This is a genomic window from Micromonospora citrea (assembly GCF_049629545.1).
Taxonomy (GTDB): domain Bacteria; phylum Actinomycetota; class Actinomycetes; order Mycobacteriales; family Micromonosporaceae; genus Micromonospora; species Micromonospora citrea_A.
The window spans coordinates 69,295-92,232 of record NZ_JBNADX010000027.1 but is presented as its reverse complement, the minus strand read 5'-3'; the positions used below and the strand labels follow the sequence as shown (position 1 = coordinate 92,232).

Sequence of the window (22,938 nt, the reverse complement as noted above, 5' to 3'; positions counted from 1 at the left end):
CCCGTCGATCATGAAGTTATTGCCAGCTCTCCCGGCGTGTCGCGGCAATAACTTCATGATCGACGAGCGACTCCGGTGAGCGGCGGGGGGACGGGAGCAGGGGGGGCGCGGGGGGTGGGGTGGGTGGCAGTGGGGCGGGCGGGGAGAGACGGCGGCCGCGCCAGAGCCAGGCCCCGGCGGCGGTGGTGATCACCCCGACGACGACGAAGAGCAGCCGGTAGTCGAACGCGCCGACGAGCAGCGCGCCGGCCCCGATCGAGAGCGCCTGCGGGCCGCTGACCAGCGCCTCCGCAGCCGCGGTCACCCGACCCAGCAGCCCCGGCGGGGTACGCCGCTGCACGAGCGTGCTCAGCCCGACCATGGTCAGCGGCAGCGACACCCCGGCCAGCAGCAGCGCGAGCACCCCCAGCCGCAGGTCCGGCCAGGCCAGCGCCAGCGCGGCGGGGCCGAAGAAGGTCACCCCGGCGGCGAGCGCCCCCACCTCGCCGACCCGGCGTACCACGGCCGGTGAGAGCAGGCCGCCGACCAGACCGCCGATCCCCTGCACGGTGACCAGCACCCCCACGAACGCGGCGTCGCGGCCCAGCCCCTGATCGACGTACGCGAAGATCAGCGACTCGCTGAAGCCCATCACCAGCGAGCCCAGCCCGTAGCCGAGCAGGGCCCGGCGCAGCGCGGGCTCGCCCGCCAGGTGGCGCAGCCCCACGCCCAGCTCGGCCGGCCAGCGGAGGGTGGCCGCGGCCGGCTCGACCTCGTGCGTGCGCAGCAGCCCCACCACGGCGGCGGCGCTGACGAACCCGACCATCGCCAGCGTGGCCAGCAGCCAGCCGCCGACCGCCGCGTACAGGGCCGCGCCGGCGAGCGGGCCGCCCAACCGCAGCCCCTGCCGGACGGTCTGCAACGCCCCGTTCGCCTCGGCGAGCAGTTCGCTGGGCACCAGTTGCCGGATCAGGCCGCTGAGGGTCGCGCTGAGCGTCAGGTACGACAGCCCGTACAGGCCGGCCACCACGTAGATGATCCACACGTCGGCCCGGTCCCGGACGGCGAAGAGCGGGGTGAGCAGCATGGCGGTGCCGAGGTTCGCGGCCACGAAGAAGGGGCGGCGGCGGTACCGGTCGACGACCCAGCCGACCAGCGGCGCCAGCGTCATCGGCGCGATGATCGCGAAGATGGTCGCGCCGGCCAGGCCGTCCGAGCCGGTCAGGTCCTTGACCCAGATGGCGAGCGCGAGCAGCAGGATGGACTCGGCGGCCATGCTGGCCAGCAGCGCGCCGAAGAGCAGTCGGAAGTCGGGACGGCGCAGGACGGTGCGCATGGGGGTTCCCTCCGCGGGGGTGGCGCCCGGTGGGCGCGGTCTGGAGGAGGTGTGGCCGGTCCGGTCATCGTCGTCCGGGCCGCTGCACTTTCCACAGTCCTCTTTTTGTCTCGTGACACGCCCTCGTCGGGGGCCCCCGACGGCGGTCGCGCGTCCATACTGACCGTGGGGGGCGAATTTCATACAGTTACCGTCGCGTCCGCGGCGGTCTACGGAATCGAGGACACCCGTGCCTCCTGCCGTACCGAGCCCGATCCTGCGCCGACGCAGGCTCGGCACCGAACTGCGCCGCCTGCGCGAGGCGGCGGGACTCACCGGCGACCAGGTGATCGATCGGATCGGCTGGGCGTCGGCGTCCAAGCTGTCCCGACTGGAGAACGGGCGCAGCCGGCCCGACCCGGACGACGTGGCCGTCCTGCTGGAGCTCTACGGGGCGGACCAGGACCAGCGCGCGGAGCTGATCACCATCGCCCACGAGGCCGGCGACGTGCGCGGCTGGCGCAAGTCGTACCCGGTGATGACCCAGCAGCAGCTCGGCTGGGCGGAGATCGAGGCCGGCTGCGCGGAGATCCGCGAGTACAACCCGGTGCTGGTGCCGGGGCTGCTCCAGACGGCGGGCTACGCCCGGCTGCGGATCGTCTCGGCCGACCTGGCCGCCGCCACGGCCGGCGATCCGGAGGCCGGCGAGGACCCGGAGACCGAGGTACGCGCCCGGCTGGCTCGGCAGTCGCTGCTGGACCGCTCCGACGGTCCCCGCTACACGGCCGTGCTGGAGGAGGCGGCGCTGGGTGAGCGGGCCGGTCCGGCCGAGGTACGCCGGGAGCAGCTCGCCAAGCTCTGCGAGCTGGCGATGCTGCCCAACGTCACCCTGCACCTGCTGCAACGGACGACGGTGATCGGCGAGTTCTACCTGCCGCCGACCGCCTTCTCGCTCTACCGCTTCGCCGACCCGCAGGACCCGGAGACGCTGGCGATCGAAGGTGGCTTCATCGACGTCATGTCGCATGAGGCAAATACTGTAAATCGCTATAAAGTGGCCTTCGAGTGGCTATGCTCGGCGGCGCTCTCCGCATCGGACACCCTCTCCTGGCTCTTCGAGGCGACGGGACGGCTGACCGACACGGCAGCCCCGTCCACGGCGGCCCACGGGGCGGCAGCAGCGCCGGCCCAGCGCCGCCGACCTACCGGGCGCCTGACGGAGCGGTGATCCACACCGGACCTCCGGCGGGGTCGGGCGGGCGCCACTCGTCCCCATCGGAGCAGTCCAGGATCAGGAGCAGAACCATGAACGAGATCCGCAACACCGTCGTCGCCCGGCAGCTCGCCGACGCACCCTGGCGCAAGAGCACCCGGAGCCAGACCTCGAACTGCGTCGAGGTCGCCCCGCTGGGCGCGGCGGTCGTCGCGCTGCGGGACAGCAAGGACCCGAGCGGGCCGGTGCTGCTGTTCAACCGGGCCGGCTGGCTCGGCTTCATCAGCGGCGCGAAGAACGGACAGTTCGATCTGAACTGATCCGGTGATCGGGTGAGGGGCCGTCGGCGTGACGCCGGCGGCCCCTCGTCGTCCGCGTGCCCACAACCGCCCTGACCAGGCATCGGATGATCGGACGACGCGCCGGACCGATAGTCGCGTTTCACTTGCTGGGATCGCCGACAGGCGTAACATGACGTTTCAGTGACGTGGAAGTTCCACTGGGTACCCGTCCGTCGCGGTCCACCCGGAGACAGCCATGCGTTTCCTGATCGTTCGAACCGACATCCGCACCGCCGCCGACACCGACATCGCCGCCGCCTGGGCCGGCGGCGGCGTGCTCCGCGACGAGACGACCGCACCCGAACCCCGCCGCCAGATCGTGCACGCCGAGGACCGGGAGGCCGCCCTGCTGCTGGCGCGGGCGCTCGCCACGGTCGGCGCGGTCCGCTCCGGACGGCAGCGGGTCAAGGTGCTGCCGCTCGACGAGCCCGCCCCCACCCGCCAGGAGTGCTGGGAGGCCACCGGCAGCTGACCTGCGCACCGACGTCCGTCGTGGTCGGACCGGCTCCCCCGCCGTGTTCCTTCGCCCCATCCGCCACGACGGCCCGTGTCCCGGCCCGTGACCGTCGCGGCAACGGCGGTCACGGGCCGGGACCGCGTCCGGCCTCCGCCCTCCGTCCCACCACCGTTTGCGGCGTGTCGCGCTGTCGGGTCGCCCCGGGGACCGCGACTCGCCGCAATTCGCGCGCGGGACGGGGCCGGGGCGGGGCGGGACGGGGCCGGGTGGTCAGCAGTGGCCGTCGAGCCAGCGGTGCACGAGGAAGAGCGCGATCGACGAGGGCGGCGGCAGGATCATGCGGTCACCGCCGCCGACGTCCACCGCCCGCCCGGCCAGCGCCGCGCCGATCTCCCGGCGGGTGAACCACCGGGCGTACGCGATCTCGGCCGGGTCGACCCGGACCGGCGCGGCGGGATCCGCCTCGGCCAGGAAGCCCAGCATCAGCGAGCCGGGGAACGGCCACGCCTGGCTGCCCGCGTACCCGATCCTCTCGACCGCGACCCCGACCTCCTCGCGGACCTCGCGCAGCACGGCGGCCTCCGCCGACTCACCCGGCTCGACGTAACCGGCCAGGCAGGAGTAGCGCCGCTCGCCCGGCGTACGCGGCCAGGCGACGTTGTTGCCCAGCAGGCAACGCCCGTCCGGGCCGTCCACCCCGTCGTGCACCAGCACGATCATCGCCGGGTCGGTCCGCGGCCAGGCCCGCTGGCCCTGCGCGTCCACCCGGGACCAGCCGCCCTCGTCCACCTCCGTGCGGTGCCCCGTCCGGGGCGACCAGCCGTGCCCGAGGTGCCAGTTGACCAGGGCCAGTGCGGTGGTGAACACACCCGCGTCCCGGTCGCTGAGCAGGTGGCCGACCTCCCGCAGGCTCACCGCCCGGGTCGCCGGCAGCTCCGGCAGCGGCGCGTCCACCGCGAAGACCGGCACACCGTCCGGCTCCACCCCGAGGAAGAGCGGCACCGCCTTTCCGGTCGGCCCCAGCTCGGCCGGATCCCGCAGCACCAGCGTCGGCGGGTTGGCGTCGGTACGCACCAGCGCCCGGCCCTCGTGGGTCGAGTCGAGCACGAGCACCCGGGACCGCTGCCACGCCTGCGCCAGCCACTCCCGGTCGGTACGCCGGTGCGCGGCCCGGTCGAGGGTGGAGCGGGCCAGCGGTGGGGCCGGCTCGCCGCTCACGCCGACTCCCGCCGGACCGGGGTCAACACCGCCAACTGCCCCTCGATCCGGTCGGCGTCGCCCAGCACCACGGTGACCGCGTGTGCCGGCGCCAGGTACCGGGCGGCCACCTCGGCGACGTCGTCCACGGTCGCCTTCGCCAGTCGGGCGGCGTGCTCGGCGAGGAAGTCCAGGCGCAGCCCGTTGCCCGCGTACGCGCTGGTCAGCGAGGCGAGCCCGGCCTGGGTGGACATGCCGAGCTGGAGCGTGCCGAGGGCGTACTGCCGGGCCTGCTCCAACTCGTCCGGCTTCGGCGCGATGGTGGCCAGCCGGCCCAGCTCGTACACGGTCTCCAGCAGTGCCGGACCGGTCACCTCGGTCGCCACCTCCGCGGCGGCCACCAGCACCGACCCGGCGACCGAGTGCTCGACGGTGGAGTGCGGACCGTACGTGTAGCCCTTGTCCTCGCGGATGTTCTCCGTCCAGCGGGACGAGAAGTAGCCGCCGAAGAGCAGGTTGGCCAGTTGCAGCGGAGCGTGGTCGGGGTGGGTGCGGGGCACCGCCGGCAGCGCCACGCGCAGCGAGGACTGCACCGAACCGGGCCGGTCGACCAGCAGCAGCGGGCCCGGTTCCAGCGGCGGTGCGGGCGGCAGCTCGACGGCCCTACCGTCGCCGTTCCAGCCGGCCAGGGCCTTCTCGGCGGCGTCCAGCGCGCGCTCCGGCTGCACGTCGCCGACCAGCACCAGCACCGCCTCGGCCGGGTGCACCTGGTCGGCGTGCAGCTTGCGCAGGACGGTCGGGCGCACCGCGCGCACCTGGTCGGGCTCCGGCGTCTGCACCGCGTACGGGTGCCGGCCGTAGATCCGCTTGAGCAACGCGGTACGGGCCAGGTGTGCGGGCTGGCTCTGGGCCACCTGGATCCGGTCGACCAGCCGGTCCCGCTCGGTGTCGACCCACTCGGCCGGGTAGGTGGCGCCGGTCAGCACGTCGGCGAGGATCTCCAGCATCCGGTCCAGGCCGGTGACCAGGCCCGCCCCGGAGAGCATGAGCCGGTCCGGGTCGATGCCGGCCGACAGCCCGCCGCCGACCTTCTGCAGTTCGGCGGCGATCTGGGTGGCGGTGTGGGTCTGCGTGCCGGAGAGGATGGTCTGCGAGAGCATCGCCCCACGGGCCAGGTGGGTGCGGCCGAACGGCATCCAGAGCCGCAACTCGACCAGGGGGACGGCGGGACGGCGTACCGCGATCACGGTGAGCCCGTTGGCCAGCCGGCGCTCGGCCTGCTTCGGCAGCTTGAGCTTGCGGGTCGGGCCGAGCGGCGGCAGCGCACGGGCCTCGGCGGGAAGCGTGGTGGTCATCGGGCGCCTCCGGGGATGACCTCGACTGCGGCGCGGCGCTCCGGCCGCAGGGTGGCGGCGGCGGCCCGCACCTGGTCCTCGGTGACCTCGCCGACCAGCCGGGGCAGCTCGTTGAGCAGGCCCGGCTCGCCGCGCTGCTGCTCCAGCACCGCCATCCGCAGCGCCCGGCCGAGCACCGCGTCGGTGTCCCGCAGCAGGTGGGTGGCCATCCTGGCCTGGGTCCGCGCCAGTTCGCCGTCGGTCAGCCCGTCGGTGGCGAGCCGGTCCAGTTCCTCGTCGAAGGTCCGCAGCACCTTGTCCACGTCGCCGCCGGGCGGCAGGTGCGCCTGGAGCAGCAGCGCGGTCGGGTCCCGTACGTCGAAGGGGTCACCCATGAAGCCCAGGTACCCGCCGATGCCGGTCACCGTCCGGTCCCGCTGGACCAGCCGCTCGACCAGCCGGGACGCGTCGCCGTCGGTGAGCACCTCGGCCAGCACCACGTACGGCAGGTAGCCGGCGAAGTCGTCGATCGGGTCGGGCACCCGCCAGGCCCCGGCCACCGCCGGCAGCGGGGCCAACTGGTCGGTGTACGCGTGCCGCCGCTCGACGGTCAGGTCCGGCTCGGTGAAGTCGGGGCGCTGCGGGGCGGGGCGGGGCGGCACGTCGCCGAAGTGCCGCTCGATCAGCGCGGTCGCCTCTGCCACGTCGATGTCCCCGCTGACCGCCAGCACCGCGTTGCCGCTGGCGTAGTAGCGGCGGAAGAAGTCGGCGGCGTCGGCGACGGTGGCCGACTCCAGGTCGTCGAAGGAGCCGTACCCGTCGTGCGCGTTGGGGAAGGTGTCGAACATGACCGGTGGCAGGGTCAGCCAGGGGAACCCGCCGTACGGCCGGTTGAGCACGTTGACCCGGATCTCCTCCTTGACCACGTCGACCTGGTTGCGCAGGTTCTCCTCGGTCAGCCGGGGGCCGCGCATCCGGTCCGCCTCCAGGAACAGCGCCCGTTCCAGGGCGTTGCTCGGCAGCGTCTCGTAGTAGTCGGTGTAGTCCAGGTGGGTGGAGCCGTTGAAGGTGCCGCCGGCGCCCTGCACGTGCCGGAAGTGGGCCAGCTTCTCCAGGTTCTCCGAGCCCTGGAACATCAGGTGCTCGAAGAGGTGGGCGAAGCCGGTGCGCCCCTCCGGTTCGGACCGGATGCCGACGTCGTAGACGACCGCGACCCCGATCACCGGGGCGCTGCGGTCCGGGGTGAGGACCACCCGTAGGCCGTTGTCGAGGCGGAACCGCTCGACGGGGTATTTCGTCGCTGGAATCTTCGCTCTCCGCGTCGGCACGTGATCGACCCTAGCGTGTCCGCACCCCCCGCACCCGACACCTGACGCAGCGGTGCCCGGCGGTCCCGCCGACTCCAGGCGTCGACCCGCCCGCCGTGGTGCCGGGTCCGGCCCGGACGAGGCCCCGGTGGGCCGAACGGCGACCGCGAACCCCATCGATCAGGTGGGAATTGCCGATATTTCCGCAGCGATGCGTCCCGGATCGTGGATCGGTGTTGACGCCGGCCAGCAACTGCCCCACCCTTCCTACCTACTAAGTAGGAATACTGCGGATTGGATGGATGATGAGACGGCTCCCCTTCCGTCGGTTGGTCTCCCTCGCGACCCTCGCCGTCATCGGCGTGGCGACGGCGGGAACGACGGCGGCGTGCGGCGACGACAGCGCCTCCGGCGGCTCCGGCCCGGTCACCCTCCGGCTCGGCTACTTCCCCAACATCACCCACGCCCCGGCCGTGGTCGGCGTCGAGCAGGGCATCTTCACCGAGAAGCTCGGCACCGACGTCGAACTGGAGACCAAGACCTTCAACGCCGGCCCGGCCGCCATCGAGGCGATCTTCTCCGGCGCGCTCGACGCGACGTACATCGGTCCCAACCCGACGGTGAACGCCTTCTCCAAGTCCAAGGGCGAGGCGGTCCGGGTGGTGTCCGGTGCGGCGTCCGGCGGCGTGGCCCTGGTGGTCAAGCCGGAGATCACCTCGGTGGAACAACTGCGCGGCAGGAAGCTCGCCACCCCGCAGCTCGGCAACACCCAGGACGTGGCGCTGCGTCACTGGCTCAAGGAGAAGGGCCTGACGACCACCAAGGAGGGTGGCGCCGACGTCACCGTCGTCCCGCAGGAGAACGCCCAGACGGTGGAGACCTTCGGCAGCGGCGCGATCGACGGAGCCTGGGTGCCCGAGCCCTTCGTCTCCCGGTTGGTCAACGCCGGCGGCAAGGTGCTCGTCGACGAACGCGACCTCTGGCCGGACCGGAAGTTCGTGATCACCAACCTGATCGTGTCCACGAAGTTCCTCAAGGCCCACCCCGACGTGGTGAAGAAGCTGGTCGAGGGGCAGGTCGCCGCGAACGAGTTCGTCAACAGCCGGCCGGACGAGTCGCACCAGGCCGTCTCCCGGCACATCGGCAAGATCACCGGCAAGCCGCTGGACGTGAAGCTGATCAAGCAGGCCTGGCCGACCCTGGAGTTCACCAACGACCCCATCGCCTCCTCGCTGAGGACCGGTCTGGACCACGCCGTCGCGGTGGAGCTGACCCAGCCGGTCAGCCTCGACGGTCTCTACGACCTGACGTACCTCAACGAGGTGCTCAAGGCGCAGGGCAGGACCGAGGTCGTCCAGCCGTGACGACGACCACGACGGCGCCGGGGAGCGCGACCACCGCGGTCGCGCTCTCCGGCGTGACCAAGGTGTACGGCAGAGGGGCGAACGCCGTCCTCGCCCTGGACGGGGTCAGCCTCGACGTCCGCCGCGGCGAGTTCGTCTGCCTGGTCGGCGCCTCAGGCTGCGGCAAGAGCACCCTGCTCAACCTGGTGGCCGGGCTGGACCGAGCCCAGGGCGGGACGATCTCGGTGGCCGACGACGCCCGGCCCGGCCTGATGTTCCAGGAGCCGGCACTCTTCCCCTGGCTGACCGTCGAGGCCAACGTGGAGGTGCCGCTGAAGCTACGCGGTCTGCCCCGCGCCGCCCGCCGGCAACGGGTGGCCGAACTGCTGCGCACCGTCCACCTGGCGGACTTCGGGCGCAGGCGCCCGCACGAACTCTCCGGCGGCATGCGCCAGCGGGTCGCGCTGGCCCGCACGCTCGCCCTGGACACCCCGGTGCTGCTGATGGACGAGCCGTTCGGCGCGTTGGACGCGATGACCCGGGACGTCCTCCACGACGAGCTGGAACGGATCTGGGCCGAACGGAACCTCACCGTGCTCTTCGTCACCCACAACGTCCGCGAGGCCGCTCGGCTCGCCGACCGGATCATCCTGCTCAGCAGCCGGCCCGGCCGGATCATCTGGTCCACTCCGGTGCCCGTGCCCCGGCCCCGGCGCATCGACTCCCCCGAGGTCGCCGCCGTCGCGGCCGAGGTCACCGACCGGCTCCGCAGGGAGGTGGGCCGCCATGGCCGCTGACAGCCGCACCCGTGCCGACGCGGAGATCTCCGGGCTGGACGCGCTGGAGATCGCCGGCCGCGAGCAGGACGTCTCCCGGGGCGCCCGCCTGTGGGCCGCCACCTGGCCGAAGCTCGCCGCGCTGGCGCTGGCCGTGGCGATCTGGCAGCTGGTGGTCGCCAGTGGGTGGAAGCCGCCCTGGTCGCTGCCGGGTCCCCTGGCGGTCGGCGGGGAACTGCTCCGGCAGGCCGGCAGCGCCCAACTGTGGGAGGGCATCGCGATCACCCTGCGCCGGGCCGCCGTCGGGTACGTCTTCTCGGTCGCCGTGGGCCTGCTGGTCGGCCTGGCGGTCGCCCGCTCCACGGTGCTGCGCGCGGCGATCGGCTCGATGATCACGGCGTTGCAGACCATGCCGTCGATCGCCTGGTTCCCACTGGCGATCCTGCTCTTCGAACTCAGCGAGCAGGCCATCTTCTTCGTGGTCGTGCTCGGCGCCGCCCCTTCCATCGCCAACGGCGTGATCGCCGGAGTCGACTACGTGCCGCCGTTGCTGCTGCGCGCCGGACGCAACCTCGGCGCCCGGGGGCCGAACCTCTACCGGTACGTCATCGCACCCGCCGCGCTGCCGGCGATCGTCGCCGGGCTCAAGCAGGGCTGGGCCTTCTCCTGGCGCAGCCTGATGGCCGGTGAACTGCTGGTGGTCGGCATCTCGCAGACCTCGCTGGGAGCACAGCTCACCTACGCCCGGGAACTGGCGGACGCACCCTGGCTGCTCTCCACCATGATCGTGATCCTGGTGATCGGTCTGGTGGTCGACGCCGCCTTCGGCGCGGCCGACACGGCGATCCGGCGCCGCTGGGGCGTCCTGGACCAGGCCGGTCGGTGACGTGTACGCCTCCGCCCGCGCCGACTACACGCCCCGCCCGATGCTCGCCGTCGCCGCCTCCGCGGTCGCCGGCTCGCTGACCACCGTCCGGGGCCTGGCCGACCTGCTGGTCCACCCCACATTCCCCCGCCGGCCGACCCGGCGCGGTCAGCCGGACGTCAGCTCGGCGGCCGGCGCGTTCGCACCGCCCGGGCTGTGCAGCTCGACCAGACCGGCCGGGGCCGGCCGACCCGGCCTCGGGTGCCAGGGTGCGAACGCCGCGACCATGGCGAGCAGCAGTCCGGCGCCCGCCACCGCGAGCACCACCATCAGCTCACGCACCGCCCCCGATTCGGCGTCGACCGCCATGTCACCCTTCCCGAGCCGGCCCCCCGGCCGGCTCTTCCCCCCGGGGACAAGCTTCGGCCAGCCGTGCACCCGGTAACAGTCGCCGATCGGACGCACTTACGCCTGTTTGCCGACTCGGTCGGCGACATGATCACCCTGCGCAGCGGCCTGCTCGCCCCGCGTCCCGCACCGGCGTCGACCGGCGCCCCGACGGGCCGGCCGGGCCGAGTTCGGCCACGGCCGGGACCGTACCGGGAGGCGGGGTCAGGCGCTGCGGGGGCGGCGCGGCCGACGCGAGCGGCCGGAGGTGCGGTGGGCCCGGCCACCCTCGCCACCGGCGGTACGCGGACGGGCGACCGGGGCCGGCTGCGGCACGGCGATGGTCACCGGCACCCCGGACGGCTCCCGAGCACCGGTCACCCGGGTCAGGGCCTCGTCGCCGGGGCGTACCTGGGCGGTGTGCGGCTTGATGCCGGCCACGCTCATCAGCCGGGAGACGTCCCGGCGCTGCTCGGGCAGGACCAGCGTGACCACGGCGCCCGACTCCCCCGCCCGGGCGGTACGACCGCCCCGGTGCAGGTAGTCCTTCGCCTCGGTCGGCGGGTCGACGTTGACCACCAGGTCGAGCCCGTCCACGTGGATGCCCCGGGCCGCCACGTCGGTGGCGACCAGAGCGGTCACCTGACCGGTGCGGAACTGCTCCAGGATCCGGGTGCGCTGCGGCTGCGACTTGCCACCGTGCAGGGCCGCGGCGCGTACCCCCCTGGCGAGCAACTGGCGGGCGACCCGGTCGGCGCGGTGCTTGGTCGCCATGAACAGGATGGTGCGACCCTCGCGGGCGGCGATCCGGGCGAGCGCGTCGGGCTTGTCCGCCGCGTCGAGGTGCAGCACGTGGTGGGTCATCGCGGTCACCGTGGCGGTGCCCGGGTCGACCGAGTGCGAGACCGGGTCGGTGAGGAAGCGACGGACCAGTTTGTCCACGCCACCGTCGAGGGTGGCGGAGAAGAGCATCCGCTGGCCGTTCGGGGCGACCTGCTCCAGCAGCTTGGTGACCTGCGGCAGGAAGCCCATGTCGGCCATCTGGTCGGCCTCGTCGAGCACGGTGACGGTCACCTGGTCGAGGCGGGCGTCGCCCCGGTTGATCAGGTCGTGCAGCCGGCCCGGGGTGGCCACCAGCACCTCCGCGCCGGCGCGCAGCGCGTCGGCCTGTCGTTGCAGCGACAGGCCGCCGACGACGGTGGCGCAGCGCAGCCCGAGGACCCGGGCGTACGGGGTGAGCGCGGTGGTGACCTGCTGGGCCAGCTCGCGGGTCGGCACCAGCACCAGCGCCAGCGGGCGGCCGGGGCGGGCCCGACGGCCGGCGGTGCGGTGCAGCACGGGCAGCCCGAAGGCGAGGGTCTTGCCGGAGCCGGTACGGCCCCGGCCGAGCAGGTCACGGCCGGCGAGCGAGTCCGGCAGGGAAGCCGCCTGGATCGGGAACGGCTCGGTGATGCCCTGCGCGGCCAGTTCGGCGACGAGCGCGGGCGCGAGGCCGGTGGCGGCGAAGGTGGGAATGGTCATGGTCATGCGCAATGCCTTCCTCGACGCGGCACGTGTCGAGGGAGGGCGCCGGGAATGCGGCGCTGTCGCAGGCGAAAGTGCGCCGCGACTCACAAGCACGAACCGAAGGGGTACGGGCGGGTCCGCCGCAGCGCGCCGCCCCGCCGGAGCGGGTGGGCGGCGCGGCGGACCGGCCCGTCACCACGCCCGGGGGGCGCGATGGGTGTTACCGGTCGATCCGAGGATCAGAGCGGGCGGATGTTCTCCGCCTGCGGGCCCTTCTGGCCCTGGGTCACCTCGAACTCGACCCGCTGGTTCTCGTCCAGGCTGCGGTAGCCGGAGGACTGGATCGCCGAGAAGTGGGCGAAGACGTCCGCGCCGCCGCCGTCCGGGGTGATGAAGCCGAAGCCCTTGTCAGCGTTGAACCACTTGACGGTGCCAATAGCCATTTGTTTCGTCTCCTTGACGGAACGTTCGGACCCGCACCTGTTGCGGACCGAAGGGAGCACACCGCGCGCGATTGCGCGGAATGCCTGTCGCTGCTGGTCGCCCCGCCCGGAGAACTCCGGACACAACAAAGAGCGCCTGGGGCCACAATCCGCCAGGCGCACACAGAGTCTCTGGAAACCAAAACTGCAACGAGAACAACGTATCACGGATTCCGGCCCGTGCCACCCCCCACCCGGATTTCCGGCACTCCGGCGACCAGCGCGGTGAGCCCCTCGGCGTCGAGCAGGTCGGCCGGACGCACGGTGACGCCGTCGCGCACGTAGTGGAAGGCGGCCCCGACCCGCTCGACCGGCACCCCGGCCAGCTCCGCCCAGGCCAGCCGGTACACGGCCAGCTGCACCGCCGCCACCTCGGCCTCCCGCCCGGTGGGCTGCCGGCCGGTCTTCCAGTCGACCACGTCGTACCGGCCGCCGGGGCGGGCGAAGACGGCGTCCATCCGGCCCCGGACCACCACACCGGCGATCACCGTGGCGAACGGCACCTCCACCTCGACCGGCGCCCGGTCGGCCCACTCGCTGGACAGGAAGCGCTCCTGCAACTCGGCCAGCGCCTCGTCCCCGGCGGCGTCCGCGTCGGCCGCACCGGGCAGCTCGTCCACGTCGAGCAGCCGGTCCGCGCCGAAGCGCTGCTCCAGCCAGGTGTGGAAGGCGGTGCCCCGACGGGCGTACGGGTTGGGCGCGGCGGGCATCGGCCGGCGCAGCGTACGGGCCAGCGCCTCCGGGTCGCGGCACAGCGCCACGAGCTGGGTGACCGAGAGGTGCCCGGGCAGCGCCACCTCGACCGCCTCGGCCTGCCGCAGCAGTTCGGCCCGCTCGGCGAGGAGCAGGTCCGCCTCCTGCCGCCAGCGCGCCACCTCCGGGTCGTCGGCCGCCGGGTCGACGGCGCCGGTCGGGTCGGTCCCGGCCGGGGCGGGCGCGCGGTCGGTGGGGAACTCGCGGCGGGCCGCGTCGGGGTCGGCGAGGAAGCGGCGCACCAGCGCGGCGGCCTCCGCCAGCGCGGGCCGGCGCGGGCCGAGCGGGTCGGCCGGCCACTCGGCCCGCAGCACCGTCTCCGCGGTCGGGTTGGTGGCGTCGCCGGCCGGCTCCGGCGTCCACTCGTCGACCAGGTGCCCGTCCGCGCCGTCCAGGCAGGCGTCGTGCACCTCGCGCAGGAAGACCGACGGGCCACGGAACCGCTTGGTCCCCTCCCCCCACCAGTACCCGGAACAGAGCAGCAGCCGGCGGGGGCGGGTCACCGCCACGTACGTCAGCCGGCGTTCCTCCCGCTCGTCGTGCGCCCGCCAGGCGTCGGTGAAGTCCGCCAGCGCCCGGGCCACCCCGCGCTGGTCCTCGACGTCGGCCAGGCCCAGCTCCGGCAGCCCGTCGGCGTCACCGCGCAGCGGGAACGGCAGCACCCCGAGCCCGCCCAGCCAGTGGTCGGAGTTGCGCACCGGCCCCGGCCAGACGCCCCGGGTCAGCCCGGCGACCGACACCACGTCCCATTCCAGACCCTTGGCGGCGTGCGCGGTGAGCACCTGCACCGCGCCCTCCACCACCTCCACCTCGCCGGGGGCCAGGCCACGCTCCTCGTCCTCGGCGGCGGCGAGGTAGGCCAGGAAACCGGCGAGGGTCGCCCCCGGGGTCTCCCCGCTGAACCGGCCCGCGACGTCGCCGAGGGCGTCCAGGTGGCCCCGGGCCAGGCCGGCGTCGCCGGCGCCGTCCCGGCCGGCCCGCACGGCCACCTCCACGTCCAGGCCGATGGTCCGTTCGATGTCCGCGATCAGCTCCGGCAGCGTCTGGTCCAGCCGGTAGCGCAGCAGCGCCAGCTCCATCGCGTACGACCGCAGCCGCGCGTAGCCCTCCGCCGAGTACGCCTGCGCCGGCCCCAGGTCGGCCAGGGCCTCGACCAGGGTCGCCTCGTCCAGCACGTCCACCACGATCTCCGGCCCGTCGTCGCCGGTCAGCTCCCGCCGCGCCCGCGCGATGGCCCGGGCCCGCCGGTGCAGGGCGACCAGGTCCCGCGGCCCGATCCGCCAGCGCGCGCCGGTGAGCAGCCGCAGCAGCGCCGCGCCGTCGGTCGGGTCGGCCAGCACCCGCAGGGTGCAGACCACGTCGCGGACCTCGGGGGTGTCGAGCAGGCCACCCAGGCCGACCACCTCGACCGGCAGCCCCCGGGCGCGCAGCGCCGCCTCGATCGCCGGGATCTGGCTGCGCAGCCGGACCAGCACCGCGGTGGTGGGGCGACGCGGCACCGGGATGTGCTCGGGCAGCGCGTCGGGCATCCCGGCCGCGCCCCGCCAGGCGGCCAGCACGCTGTCGGCGATCCAGTCGGCCTCGTCGGCGTACGTGTGCAGCAGCGCGCAGTGCACGGTGCCGGCGGCGTGGCCGCGCGGGCTGCGGTGCGGGATCGGCTCCTTGACGCTCATCGCCGCGTGCAGCTCCGGCACCCGGGCGCCGGCGGCGCGCAGCGGGACGGAGAGCGCGTTGGCCACGCCGAGGATCTCCGGCCGGTTGCGCCAGCTCGTGGTGAGGCTGAGCACCTCGGCCGGGGTGCCGTCGGCGCGGGCGAACTCGGTGGGGAAGCGCTCCAGGGTGCCGGCGCTGGCCCCGCGCCAGCCGTAGATGGACTGGCAGGGGTCGCCGACCGCGGTGACCGGGTGGCCGCCGCCGAAGAGCGCGTTGAGGAGCACCACCTGGGCGTGGCTGGTGTCCTGGTACTCGTCGAGCAGCACCACCCGGAACCGCTCCCGCTCGATGACACCGACGCCGGGATGCTCGCGGGCCACCCGCGCGGCCCGGGCGAGCTGGTCGGCGAAGTCCATCGCCTCGAAGTCGTCCTTGCGCCGGCCGTACGCGCGGACCAGCGGCAGCAGCTTGAGCCGGGTCCGCTGGAGCTGCAACGCCCTGCGCACGTCGGCGTAGACCCGGCCGGGGCGGGACTGCACGTCGGCGAAGAACCGACCGGTCCAGGCGGCCAGGTCGTCCGGGTCGACCAGGTGCTCGTCCAGCTCCCCGGCGAGCGCCAGCACGGCGTCGGTGATGGTGCTGGGCATCCGGTCGACCTCGGTCATGTCGCCGTCGTAGTTGCGCACCAGCAGGTCGACCAGCTGCCAGCGGGACGCCTCGGTGAGCAGCCGGGTGGTCGGCTCGTACCCGGCGCGCAGCCCGTGCTCGGTGACGATCCGGCCCGCGTAGGAGTGGTAGGTGGAGACGGTGGGCTCACCGGCGAACGGGTCGTCCAGCGGGTCGCGCCCGCGCCGGCCCAACCGCCGCACGAGCTGGTCGAGCCGGGTACGCACCCGGTGCGCCAGCTCGCCGGCCGCCTTGCGGGTGAAGGTGAGGCCGAGGATCTGCTCCGGACGGACGTACGAGTTGGCGACCAGCCAGACCACCCGGGCGGCCATCGTCTCGGTCTTGCCCGAGCCCGCGCCCGCCACCACCAGCAGCGGCTCCACCGGGGCGGAGATGATCGCCGCCTGCTCCCGGGTCGGCGCCGGCAGCCGCAGCAGCTTCGCCAGCTCGACCGGGGTGTAGCGGGGCCCGGAGTCGGGCGTGCGGGGCACCGGGGCGGTGGTGCCGAAGAGGGCGGGCTGGGTCATCGTGCCGTCTCCGTCGACGGCCGCGCGACGCGCTGCCGCCCACCGGTGCCCGTGCCGCGCTGCCGCCCGGTGCCCGCGGTGCGGCGGCCGTCGGCGACAGCGGCGCCGGGCTCGGTGCTCACGCTCACGGCAGCTCCGGGGGACGGACGGTCGGTGGCTCGACGACCTGGCGGCCCTGGCCGGAGACCGGGCAGCTGGTCCGCACCGGGCAGACCCGGCACTTCGAGTTGGCGACCGCGGCGAAGGTGGCGGCGGCCATCGTATCGGCGGTGCGCCGGACCAGGGCGGTGGCCCAGCCGGCCTCGGGGCCCTGCCCGGCGGCGGCCTGGGTCTGTTCCTTCGCGTCCTTCGCCCCGGTGCCGAGCTGCACCAGCGCCGCGCCACCGGTCTCGGCGCCGAACTCGCTGAACGCGCCCGCCTCGACCGCCGCCTGGTACGCCCCGAGCTGCGGGTGCTCGGCCACCTCCCGTTCGGTGACCGCGGTGGACTTGCCGGTCTTCAGGTCGATGACCACGAGCCGGCCCTCGTCGTCCACCTCCAACCGGTCCACCCGGCCGGTCAGCTCGACCGGGCGGCTCGGGTCGTCGAGCCGCACCGCGAACTCGTGCTCGATGGCGAGCAGCCGGCGCGGGTTGCCCGCCAGCCAGCGCAGGAGCTTGTCCACCATGGCCTCGGCGCGTTCCCGCTCCGGGCCGACCATCCAGCGGGCGGCCAGCTCGATCGCGTCGAACCGGGCGGCCACGTACTCCAGCAGGGCGGTACGGTCGGCGCTGGCGTCCTCGGCGAGCATCGCGGCGGCGTGCACCAGGTTGCCGACGCCCTGCGCGGCGCTGGCCGGGCCGCTGCCGCCGTGCCGTTCCAGCAGCCAGCGCAGGCTGCACCGCAGTGCGCTCTCCATCGCCGACGGGGTGACCCGGACCGGCTCGCCCTCGTCGACCAGCGGCCGGTCGTCGGAGAGGCCACGCAACCCCCACCAGTCGTCGGGGTGCGCCCCGGGAATGCCGGCGGCGGCGAGGCGGGCCAGCTCGGCCGCCGCCGCGCGCCGCCGGGTGACCGGGGCCGCCGGGTCGGTGACGGCGGTACGCAGCTCCGCCACCAGCGCCGACAGGGTGAGCGCCCGGGGCGGTCGCCCGACGGGCAGCTCCCGGGGCCGCTCGTCGTCCACCGGATCCGCCGGATCTCGGTAGGAAACGGCCCCTCCGGGGGCCTGTTCGTACCAAGATCTTTCGTCGGGCCGTGCCGCGTCACTCGATGACGCGGGGGTCGGGGCGGGGCCGGGTGGGGCCGCCGGGTTGCTGGCGGGTGCGGGACCGGTCGGGGCGGGGCCGGGGCGGGGTGACGTCGGGGCGCCGGCGCCGCCGCCGGCCGGCGGTTCGCCCACACCCAGCTCGTGCAGGAAGCGGCTGGGCTGCTCCTCGTGGTCGTCGCCGCCGACCGCCGCCGAGGCGACGGCGGTGACCAGCAGCCGCCGCCGGGCCCGGGTCACCGCGACGTGGAACAGCCGCCGCTCCTCGTCGAGCAGGGCGGAGGTCTGGCCGACCAGGCTGGCCCGGACGCCCGCGCCGTCGGCCCGGCCGGCGAGCACGTCGACCAGGCGCTCGGAGCCGAGCAGGCTGCCCCGCAACCGCAGGTCGGGCCAGACGCCCTCCTGCACCCCGGCCACCGCGACCAGGTCCCACTCCAGGCCCTTCGCCGCGTGCGCGGTGAGCAGCCGGACCGCCTCGCCGCGGTCGGCGCTGGCGGCCAGGGTGTCGGCGGGCAGATCCTGGCCGAGCACGTGGTCGAGGAAGACCTCGGTCCGTGCGCCGGGGAGCCGGTCGGTGAACCGGGCCGCCGCGTCGAAGAGCACCAGCACGGCGTCCAGGTCGCGGTCGGCGGCCTCGGCCCGCCAGCGCTGCGCGGTCTCGTGTTCGCCGGTGGCGGCCCGGCCCCGGTTGATCGCGCCGGCCCAGCGTTCGGCCAACCCGCTGGCCTGCCACACGGCCCAGAGCACGTCCTCGGCGGTGGCGCCCGGGGTCGCCGCCGCCCGGCGCGCGGTGGCGAGCAGCTCGGCCACCGTACGGGCGGGCTCGACCCAGCGCCGGTCGATGCCGGCCAGTTCGGCCGGGTCGCGCAGCGCCTCGACGATCAGCTCGCCGGAGGGGCGGCGGTCGCCCCCGGCCAGCGCGAGGGCGCGCAGCCCCTGGCGCAGCCGCCGCTCGGCCAGCGGGTCGGCCCCGCCCAGCGGGGAGTGCAGCAGGGCGACCGCCGCCTCCTCGTCCAGCCGCTCGGGCTCCAGCGCGCAGCGCAGCAGGAGCAGCAGCGGGGCGACCGCCGGTTGCAGGTGCAGCGGCAGGTCCTCGCCGTGCACCACGGTCGGCACTCCGGCGGTGTGCAGGGCGCGACGCAGCGAGGGCAGGTGCAGGTGGGTGGAGCGGACCAGCACCGCCATCCGCGACCAGGGCACGCCGTCGAGCAGGTGCGCGGAGCGCAGCGCGTGCGCCAACCAGGCCGCCTCGCTGGTGGCGGAGCGGAAGGTGCGTACCTCGACGGCGCCGGGCGGGGCGTCGGGCAGCGGGCGCAGCCGCCGGTGCGCCGACGGGCCGCGCAGCCGCCGGGCCAGCCGCCCGGCCGCCCCGAGCAGCACCGCCCCGGCCCGGTACGACGTGGTCAGCGTGACCTGCGCCGCCGGTGCGCCGGAGGCGGTCCGGAAGCGGTGCGGAAAGCCGCTCACCACGGCCGGATCGGCGCCCCGGAAGGCGTACGTGGAGGAGTCGGGGTCGGCGAAGGCGACCAGGGACTTGCCGCCGCCGGCGATGACGGCGAGCAGTTCCTGCTGGGCGGGGTCGGTGTCGGCCAGCTCGTCGACGTAGACGTGGGCCAGCCGGCGGCGCTCGGCGTCCAGCAGCCCGGGGTCGTCGAGCAGCATGCCGGTGGCGGCCCGGACCAGCTCGGCCGGGTCGTAGGCGACCGAGCCCCGGTTGCTGACGTCGCGCAGCGCGAGGACGGCGACGTACTCCCGGAGGAAGCGCGCGGCGGCCGGCCAGTCGGCGCGGCCCAGCTTCTCCCCCAGCCGGGCCAGCTCGACCGGGCCGACGCCGCGCTCGGCGGCGCGCATCAGCAGGTCGCGGAGCTGGCCGGCGAAGGCCCGGGTACGCAGGGCGGGGCGCAGGTCCTCCGGCCAGCCGACCGGGTCGTCGCCGGGCTCCTCACCGACCACGTCGAGCAGTTCGCGGATGATCAGATCCTGCTCGGGGCCGGTGAGCAGCCGGGGCGACGGCTCACCGCGCTCGGCGGCGGCCCGGCGGAGCAGACCGAACGCGTACGCCGGGAAGGTGCGCACCAACGGCTCGCGCAGCACCCGGTGCCCGTCGGCGGCGATCCGCGCCTCGATGCGCTGCCGCAGGTCGGTGGCCTGCCGGCGGGCGAAGGTGAGCACCAGCACGCGCTCGGGGTCGACGCCCTCGGCCACCCGGGCGGCGACCGCCTCGACCAGGGTGCGGGACTTGCCGGTGCCCGGACCGCCGACGACCAGCATCGGCCCGTCGGTGTGCGCGACGACCTCGGCCTGGAGCGGATCGGTCAGCCGTCCCGGAGGGTCGGGCGGCTGGCCGGCAGGGCCCGCCGGGTGCGCGGCATCGCCCGCCGACCCCCCGGACCGCGGCTCCCCCTCGTCGCCCGCGCCGGCCCGACCGTGCCCCTCGGTCGGCCCGCCCGGCCGACGGTCCCCCCGAACCGTCGCGGCGGACCGCCCGTCACCCGGGACCGGTCCGGCAGGTCGGCGCACCAGCCGGTACCCCTGCACCCCCACATCCCACCACGCCGGTACGACACCCCGGCGCACCCCACCCCGCCGCTCGGGCGGGCACGGGACCACGCCCCGGGTCGGCACGTCCGGCCGGCCGCGCGACGAAAGTGGCTCCGCACCCGGCTCCCCGCCCGGCACTGCCCGCCGGGTCCGGTCAGGTCAGCCGGGACTCGATGGTGTCGAGGGCCTCGGGGACCGACCGGGCGACCGCGAGCAGGTCGAGGCCGGCCGGCTTGAGGAAGGTCTGGTCGGCCAGGGCGGCCAGCCAGTCGAGCATCGGGCGGTAGAAGCCGTCGGTGTCGACCAGCACCATCGGCTTGGCGTGCAGCGCCAGCGTGGCGGTGGTCCACACCTCGAAGAGCTCGTCCAGCGTGCCGAGCCCGCCCGGCAGGGTCAGGAACGCGTCCGACTTCTCGATCATCAGGGTCTTGCGGTCGGCCATGCTCTCGGTGACCAGCAGCTCGTCCGAGGCCAGGTCGGCGACCTCCAGGTCGACCAGGGACTGCGGGATCACCCCGATCGTCCGGCCGCCGGCCGCCCGCGCGCCGTCGGCCAGCGCGCCCATCATCCCGACGCAACCACCACCGCTGACCAGCGTGTGTCCGCGCCGGGCGAGCTGCGCGCCCGTTTCGGCCGCGAGGTCCAGCCAGCGCTGGTCGAGGGTACGGGAGGACGCGCAGAACACGCAGATCGCGGCCACCCGGTCAGCCCTCCCGCCCGTCCCGGCCGTCCGAAGCCCGCCGCGCGGCGCGCTGATCGGCGGCGGCCACCGCGACGGCTTCCTCGCGGACCGCCTCCTGCTCGGCGGAGAGGGCGGCCTCGGCCTCGACGATGTGCCGGACGGCGGCGGCGACGTCGTCGGTGAGGCAGATCAGCTCCAGGTCGACCGCCCCGATCTTGCCCTCGACGGCCATCGTGTCGCGCAGCCAGTCGATCAGTCCACTCCAGTACGCCGTGCCCATCAGCACCACCGGGAACCGGGTGACCTTGCCGGTCTGCACCAGGGTGAGCGCCTCGAACAGCTCGTCCATGGTGCCGAAGCCGCCCGGCAGCACGACGAAGGCCTGGGCGTACTTGACGAACATGGTCTTGCGGGCGAAGAAGTAGCGGAAGTCGATGGCCAGGTCGACCCAGTCGTTGAGCCCCTGCTCGAAAGGGAGTTCGATGCCGAGCCCGACGGAGAGCCCGCCGGCCTCGCTGGCCCCCCGGTTGGCCGCCTCCATCACGCCCGGCCCGCCGCCGGTGATCACGGCGTACCCGGCCCGGGCCAGCGCGGCGCCCAACTCCTCGGCCATCCGGCACTCGGGGCTCTCCGGCTTGCTGCGCGCGGATCCGAACACGCTGACCGCGGGCGGCAGGTCGGCCAGGGTGTCGAACCCCTCGACGAACTCGGAGAGGATCCGCAGCGCCCGCCAGGCGTCCTTGGTCTTCCAGTCGCCGCGGCTGCGCGAGTCCAGCAGCCGCTGGTCGGCGGTGCTGGTCGGGATCGCGCCGCGGCGCAGGGTGACCGCGCCCCGGTGCCGCTCCGGATCGCGGCCCGGCTGCCGCCCGTTGCTCTCGCTCATGGGAGCAACCGTAGTGGAGCGGCACCTCCGGAGTGAGCGGGGCGACGACCCGGCGAAAAAGTTTGCGATCTTGGGCAACTAATTCGCTCGCCCGTACGTCTTACTATTCACATACCGGGTATGCCCCGGCGCGCGCCTTCGGGGGAGGAGCACAGCGTGATCAGCAACAACGAGCGGATGCGGATCCGCCGGCAGATGCAGCGGCGTATCCGCGACGTGGTGGCCGAGCGTCGCCGCGCCCGTCAACTGGAGTCCCCGGCGGAACCCGTCGCCGAGTCCACCGACCCCACCGACAACTCCCTGCTCACCAGCGTCTGACCCGACGCACCGTCGTCCGGCCGGTCCCCGGCCGCCCGTGCGGCCCCGAACGGTCTGCCGACCGCCGGGGCCGCACCCCGTCAGAGCGGGGAGAGCCAGCGGTGCAGGGTGGCGGCACCGTCGCGGATCTTGGTGATCTCGACGTGCTCGTCCTTGTGGTGGGCCAGGTTGGGGTCGCCGGGGCCGAAGTTCAGCGCCGGGATGCCCATGGCCGCGAAGCGGGCCACGTCCGTCCAGCCCAGCTTGCCGATCGGCGCGGCCCCCACCGCCGCCAGGAACTCCTGCGCGGCCGACGCGTCCAGGCCGGGGGTGGCGCCCGCCGCCGCGTCCGTCACCGCCAGGTCGAAGCCGGCGAACACCTCACGCAGGTGGGCCTCGGCCGCCGCCGGGTCACGGTCCGGGGCGTACCGGTAGTTGACCTCGATCTCGCACCGGTCCGGTACCACGTTGCCGGCCACCCCACCGTTGATCCGGACCGCGTTCAGCCCTTCGCGGTAGTCGCAGCCGTCGATGGTCACCCGCCGCGCCTGGTACTCCCCCAGCCGGCGCAGCACCTCGCCCGCGCCGTGGATGGCGTTCACCCCGTGCCAGGACCGGGCGGCGTGGGCCCGCTCGCCGTGCGTGGTGACGATCGCCCGCATGGTGCCCTGGCAGCCCGCCTCGACGATGCCGTACGTCGGCTCCAGCAGCACCGCGAAGTCCGCCTGCAGCCACTCCGGGTGCGCCTCGGCGACCAGGGTGAGCCCGTTGTACCTGGACTCGATCTCCTCGGCCTCGTAGAAGAGGTACGTCACGTCGTAGCGCGGGTCGGGCAGGGTGACCGCCAGGTGCAGGGCGAACGCCACCCCCGACTTCATGTCGGAGGTGCCGCAGCCGTACATCAGGTCGCCGCGCATGGTCGACGGGAAGTTGTCGTTCAGCGGCACCGTGTCCAGGTGCCCGGCGAGCACCACCCGGGAGGACCGCCCCAGGTCGGTACGCGCCATCACCGTGTTGCCGTGCCGGAAGGTGGTCAGGTGTGGCACCTTCCGCAGCACCTCCTCGACGCAGTCGGCGATCGCCTTCTCGTTGAGGGAGACGGACTCTATGTCGACCAGTGCACGGGTCAGGGCCACCGGATCGGCCAGGACCTCGGGGGTCAGCGGGTTCTCCATGGTTCGCACGGTA

Annotated in this window: 19 protein-coding genes; 7 read left to right on the top strand and 12 right to left on the bottom strand. The window is 74.4% G+C overall.

The window, feature by feature from the left end:
• Window positions 1-16: 16 nt before the first annotated feature.
• Window positions 17-1,315: an MFS transporter gene (locus ACPFP2_RS24730; RefSeq protein ID WP_424091865.1), complete on the bottom strand. Its 1,299-nt coding sequence runs from the start codon at window positions 1,313-1,315 to the stop codon at window positions 17-19.
• A gap of 229 nt (window positions 1,316-1,544) precedes the next feature.
• On the opposite strand from ACPFP2_RS24730, the gene ACPFP2_RS24725 reads away from it, so the two are divergent.
• The 3 genes from ACPFP2_RS24725 (at window position 1,545) to ACPFP2_RS24715 (ending at window position 3,320) form a co-directional block, all read left to right on the top strand.
• Window positions 1,545-2,522 carry a helix-turn-helix domain-containing protein gene (locus ACPFP2_RS24725; protein WP_424091863.1) on the top strand — a complete coding sequence of 326 codons (978 nt, stop codon included), beginning with the start codon at window positions 1,545-1,547 and terminating at the stop codon, window positions 2,520-2,522.
• A 77-nt stretch (window positions 2,523-2,599) separates the two neighbouring features.
• Window positions 2,600-2,827, top strand: a complete 228-nt coding sequence (locus ACPFP2_RS24720) for a DUF397 domain-containing protein (RefSeq protein ID WP_424091861.1) — start codon at window positions 2,600-2,602, stop codon at window positions 2,825-2,827.
• Window positions 2,828-3,044: 217 nt separating this feature from the next.
• On the top strand, window positions 3,045-3,320 hold the full coding sequence (locus tag ACPFP2_RS24715) for a hypothetical protein (protein WP_091289996.1): 276 nt from the start codon (window positions 3,045-3,047) through the stop codon (window positions 3,318-3,320).
• Window positions 3,321-3,575: 255 nt separating this feature from the next.
• Here the strand turns inward: ACPFP2_RS24715 and nudC are convergent, their stop codons facing one another.
• Genes nudC through ACPFP2_RS24700 form a run of 3 tightly spaced genes read right to left on the bottom strand, consistent with a single transcriptional unit; the run spans window position 3,576 to window position 7,164 of the window.
• Window positions 3,576-4,523, bottom strand: a complete 948-nt coding sequence (nudC, locus tag ACPFP2_RS24710; RefSeq protein WP_424091859.1) for an NAD(+) diphosphatase — start codon at window positions 4,521-4,523, stop codon at window positions 3,576-3,578.
• Window positions 4,520-5,857, bottom strand: coding sequence for a M16 family metallopeptidase (locus tag ACPFP2_RS24705; RefSeq protein WP_424091857.1), 1,338 nt, complete (start codon window positions 5,855-5,857; stop codon window positions 4,520-4,522). The genes nudC and ACPFP2_RS24705 overlap by 4 nt, the downstream gene beginning before the upstream one ends.
• Window positions 5,854-7,164: a M16 family metallopeptidase gene (locus tag ACPFP2_RS24700; RefSeq protein WP_424091856.1), complete on the bottom strand. Its 1,311-nt coding sequence runs from the start codon at window positions 7,162-7,164 to the stop codon at window positions 5,854-5,856. The genes ACPFP2_RS24705 and ACPFP2_RS24700 overlap by 4 nt, the downstream gene beginning before the upstream one ends.
• Before the next feature lie 284 nt (window positions 7,165-7,448).
• Here ACPFP2_RS24700 and ACPFP2_RS24695 point away from each other — a divergent pair, with 284 nt between their 5' ends.
• The 3 genes from ACPFP2_RS24695 to ACPFP2_RS24685 are packed head-to-tail and all read left to right on the top strand — an operon-like array spanning window position 7,449 to window position 10,148.
• Entirely contained in the window at window positions 7,449-8,507 is a 1,059-nt protein-coding gene (locus ACPFP2_RS24695; protein WP_424091854.1) for an ABC transporter substrate-binding protein, read from the top strand.
• Window positions 8,504-9,283, top strand: a complete 780-nt coding sequence (locus ACPFP2_RS24690) for an ABC transporter ATP-binding protein (RefSeq protein WP_424091852.1) — start codon at window positions 8,504-8,506, stop codon at window positions 9,281-9,283. Before ACPFP2_RS24695 ends, ACPFP2_RS24690 begins: the two co-directional genes overlap by 4 nt.
• Window positions 9,273-10,148 carry an ABC transporter permease gene (locus ACPFP2_RS24685; RefSeq protein WP_424091850.1) on the top strand — a complete coding sequence of 292 codons (876 nt, stop codon included), beginning with the start codon at window positions 9,273-9,275 and terminating at the stop codon, window positions 10,146-10,148. Before ACPFP2_RS24690 ends, ACPFP2_RS24685 begins: the two co-directional genes overlap by 11 nt.
• 147 nt (window positions 10,149-10,295) lie before the next feature.
• Here ACPFP2_RS24685 and ACPFP2_RS24680 read toward each other — a convergent pair whose 3' ends face one another.
• From ACPFP2_RS24680 to ACPFP2_RS24650, 7 genes are all read right to left on the bottom strand, one after another.
• Complete coding sequence (locus tag ACPFP2_RS24680) at window positions 10,296-10,496, bottom strand: hypothetical protein (protein ID WP_424091849.1); 201 nt, start codon at window positions 10,494-10,496, stop codon at window positions 10,296-10,298.
• Between the two features lie 243 nt (window positions 10,497-10,739).
• Complete coding sequence (locus ACPFP2_RS24675; RefSeq protein ID WP_424091847.1) at window positions 10,740-12,041, bottom strand: DEAD/DEAH box helicase; 1,302 nt, start codon at window positions 12,039-12,041, stop codon at window positions 10,740-10,742.
• Window positions 12,042-12,259: 218 nt separating this feature from the next.
• Window positions 12,260-12,463 (bottom strand): transcription antiterminator/RNA stability regulator CspE, encoded by a 204-nt coding sequence (gene cspE, locus ACPFP2_RS24670; protein WP_007464836.1) that lies wholly within the window; start codon window positions 12,461-12,463, stop codon window positions 12,260-12,262.
• Between the two features lie 203 nt (window positions 12,464-12,666).
• On the bottom strand, window positions 12,667-16,101 hold the full coding sequence (locus ACPFP2_RS24665) for an ATP-dependent helicase (protein ID WP_424091844.1): 3,435 nt from the start codon (window positions 16,099-16,101) through the stop codon (window positions 12,667-12,669).
• 124 nt (window positions 16,102-16,225) lie between these two features.
• Window positions 16,226-19,885 carry an ATP-dependent helicase gene (locus ACPFP2_RS24660; protein WP_424091842.1) on the bottom strand — a complete coding sequence of 1,220 codons (3,660 nt, stop codon included), beginning with the start codon at window positions 19,883-19,885 and terminating at the stop codon, window positions 16,226-16,228.
• A 157-nt stretch (window positions 19,886-20,042) separates the two neighbouring features.
• The gene (locus tag ACPFP2_RS24655) at window positions 20,043-20,588 is read right to left on the bottom strand and encodes a TIGR00730 family Rossman fold protein (RefSeq protein ID WP_424091840.1); all 546 of its coding nucleotides are present in this window, start codon (window positions 20,586-20,588) and stop codon (window positions 20,043-20,045) included.
• Between the two features lie 4 nt (window positions 20,589-20,592).
• Window positions 20,593-21,453, bottom strand: coding sequence for a TIGR00730 family Rossman fold protein (locus ACPFP2_RS24650; RefSeq protein ID WP_424091839.1), 861 nt, complete (start codon window positions 21,451-21,453; stop codon window positions 20,593-20,595).
• A gap of 156 nt (window positions 21,454-21,609) precedes the next feature.
• Between ACPFP2_RS24650 and ACPFP2_RS24645 the strand changes: the two genes are divergently transcribed.
• Entirely contained in the window at window positions 21,610-21,771 is a 162-nt protein-coding gene (locus ACPFP2_RS24645; RefSeq protein ID WP_424091837.1) for a hypothetical protein, read from the top strand.
• Between the two features lie 80 nt (window positions 21,772-21,851).
• Here ACPFP2_RS24645 and dapE read toward each other — a convergent pair whose 3' ends face one another.
• Window positions 21,852-22,925, bottom strand: coding sequence for a succinyl-diaminopimelate desuccinylase (gene dapE, locus ACPFP2_RS24640; RefSeq protein WP_424091835.1), 1,074 nt, complete (start codon window positions 22,923-22,925; stop codon window positions 21,852-21,854).
• Window positions 22,926-22,938: the final 13 nt, after the last annotated feature.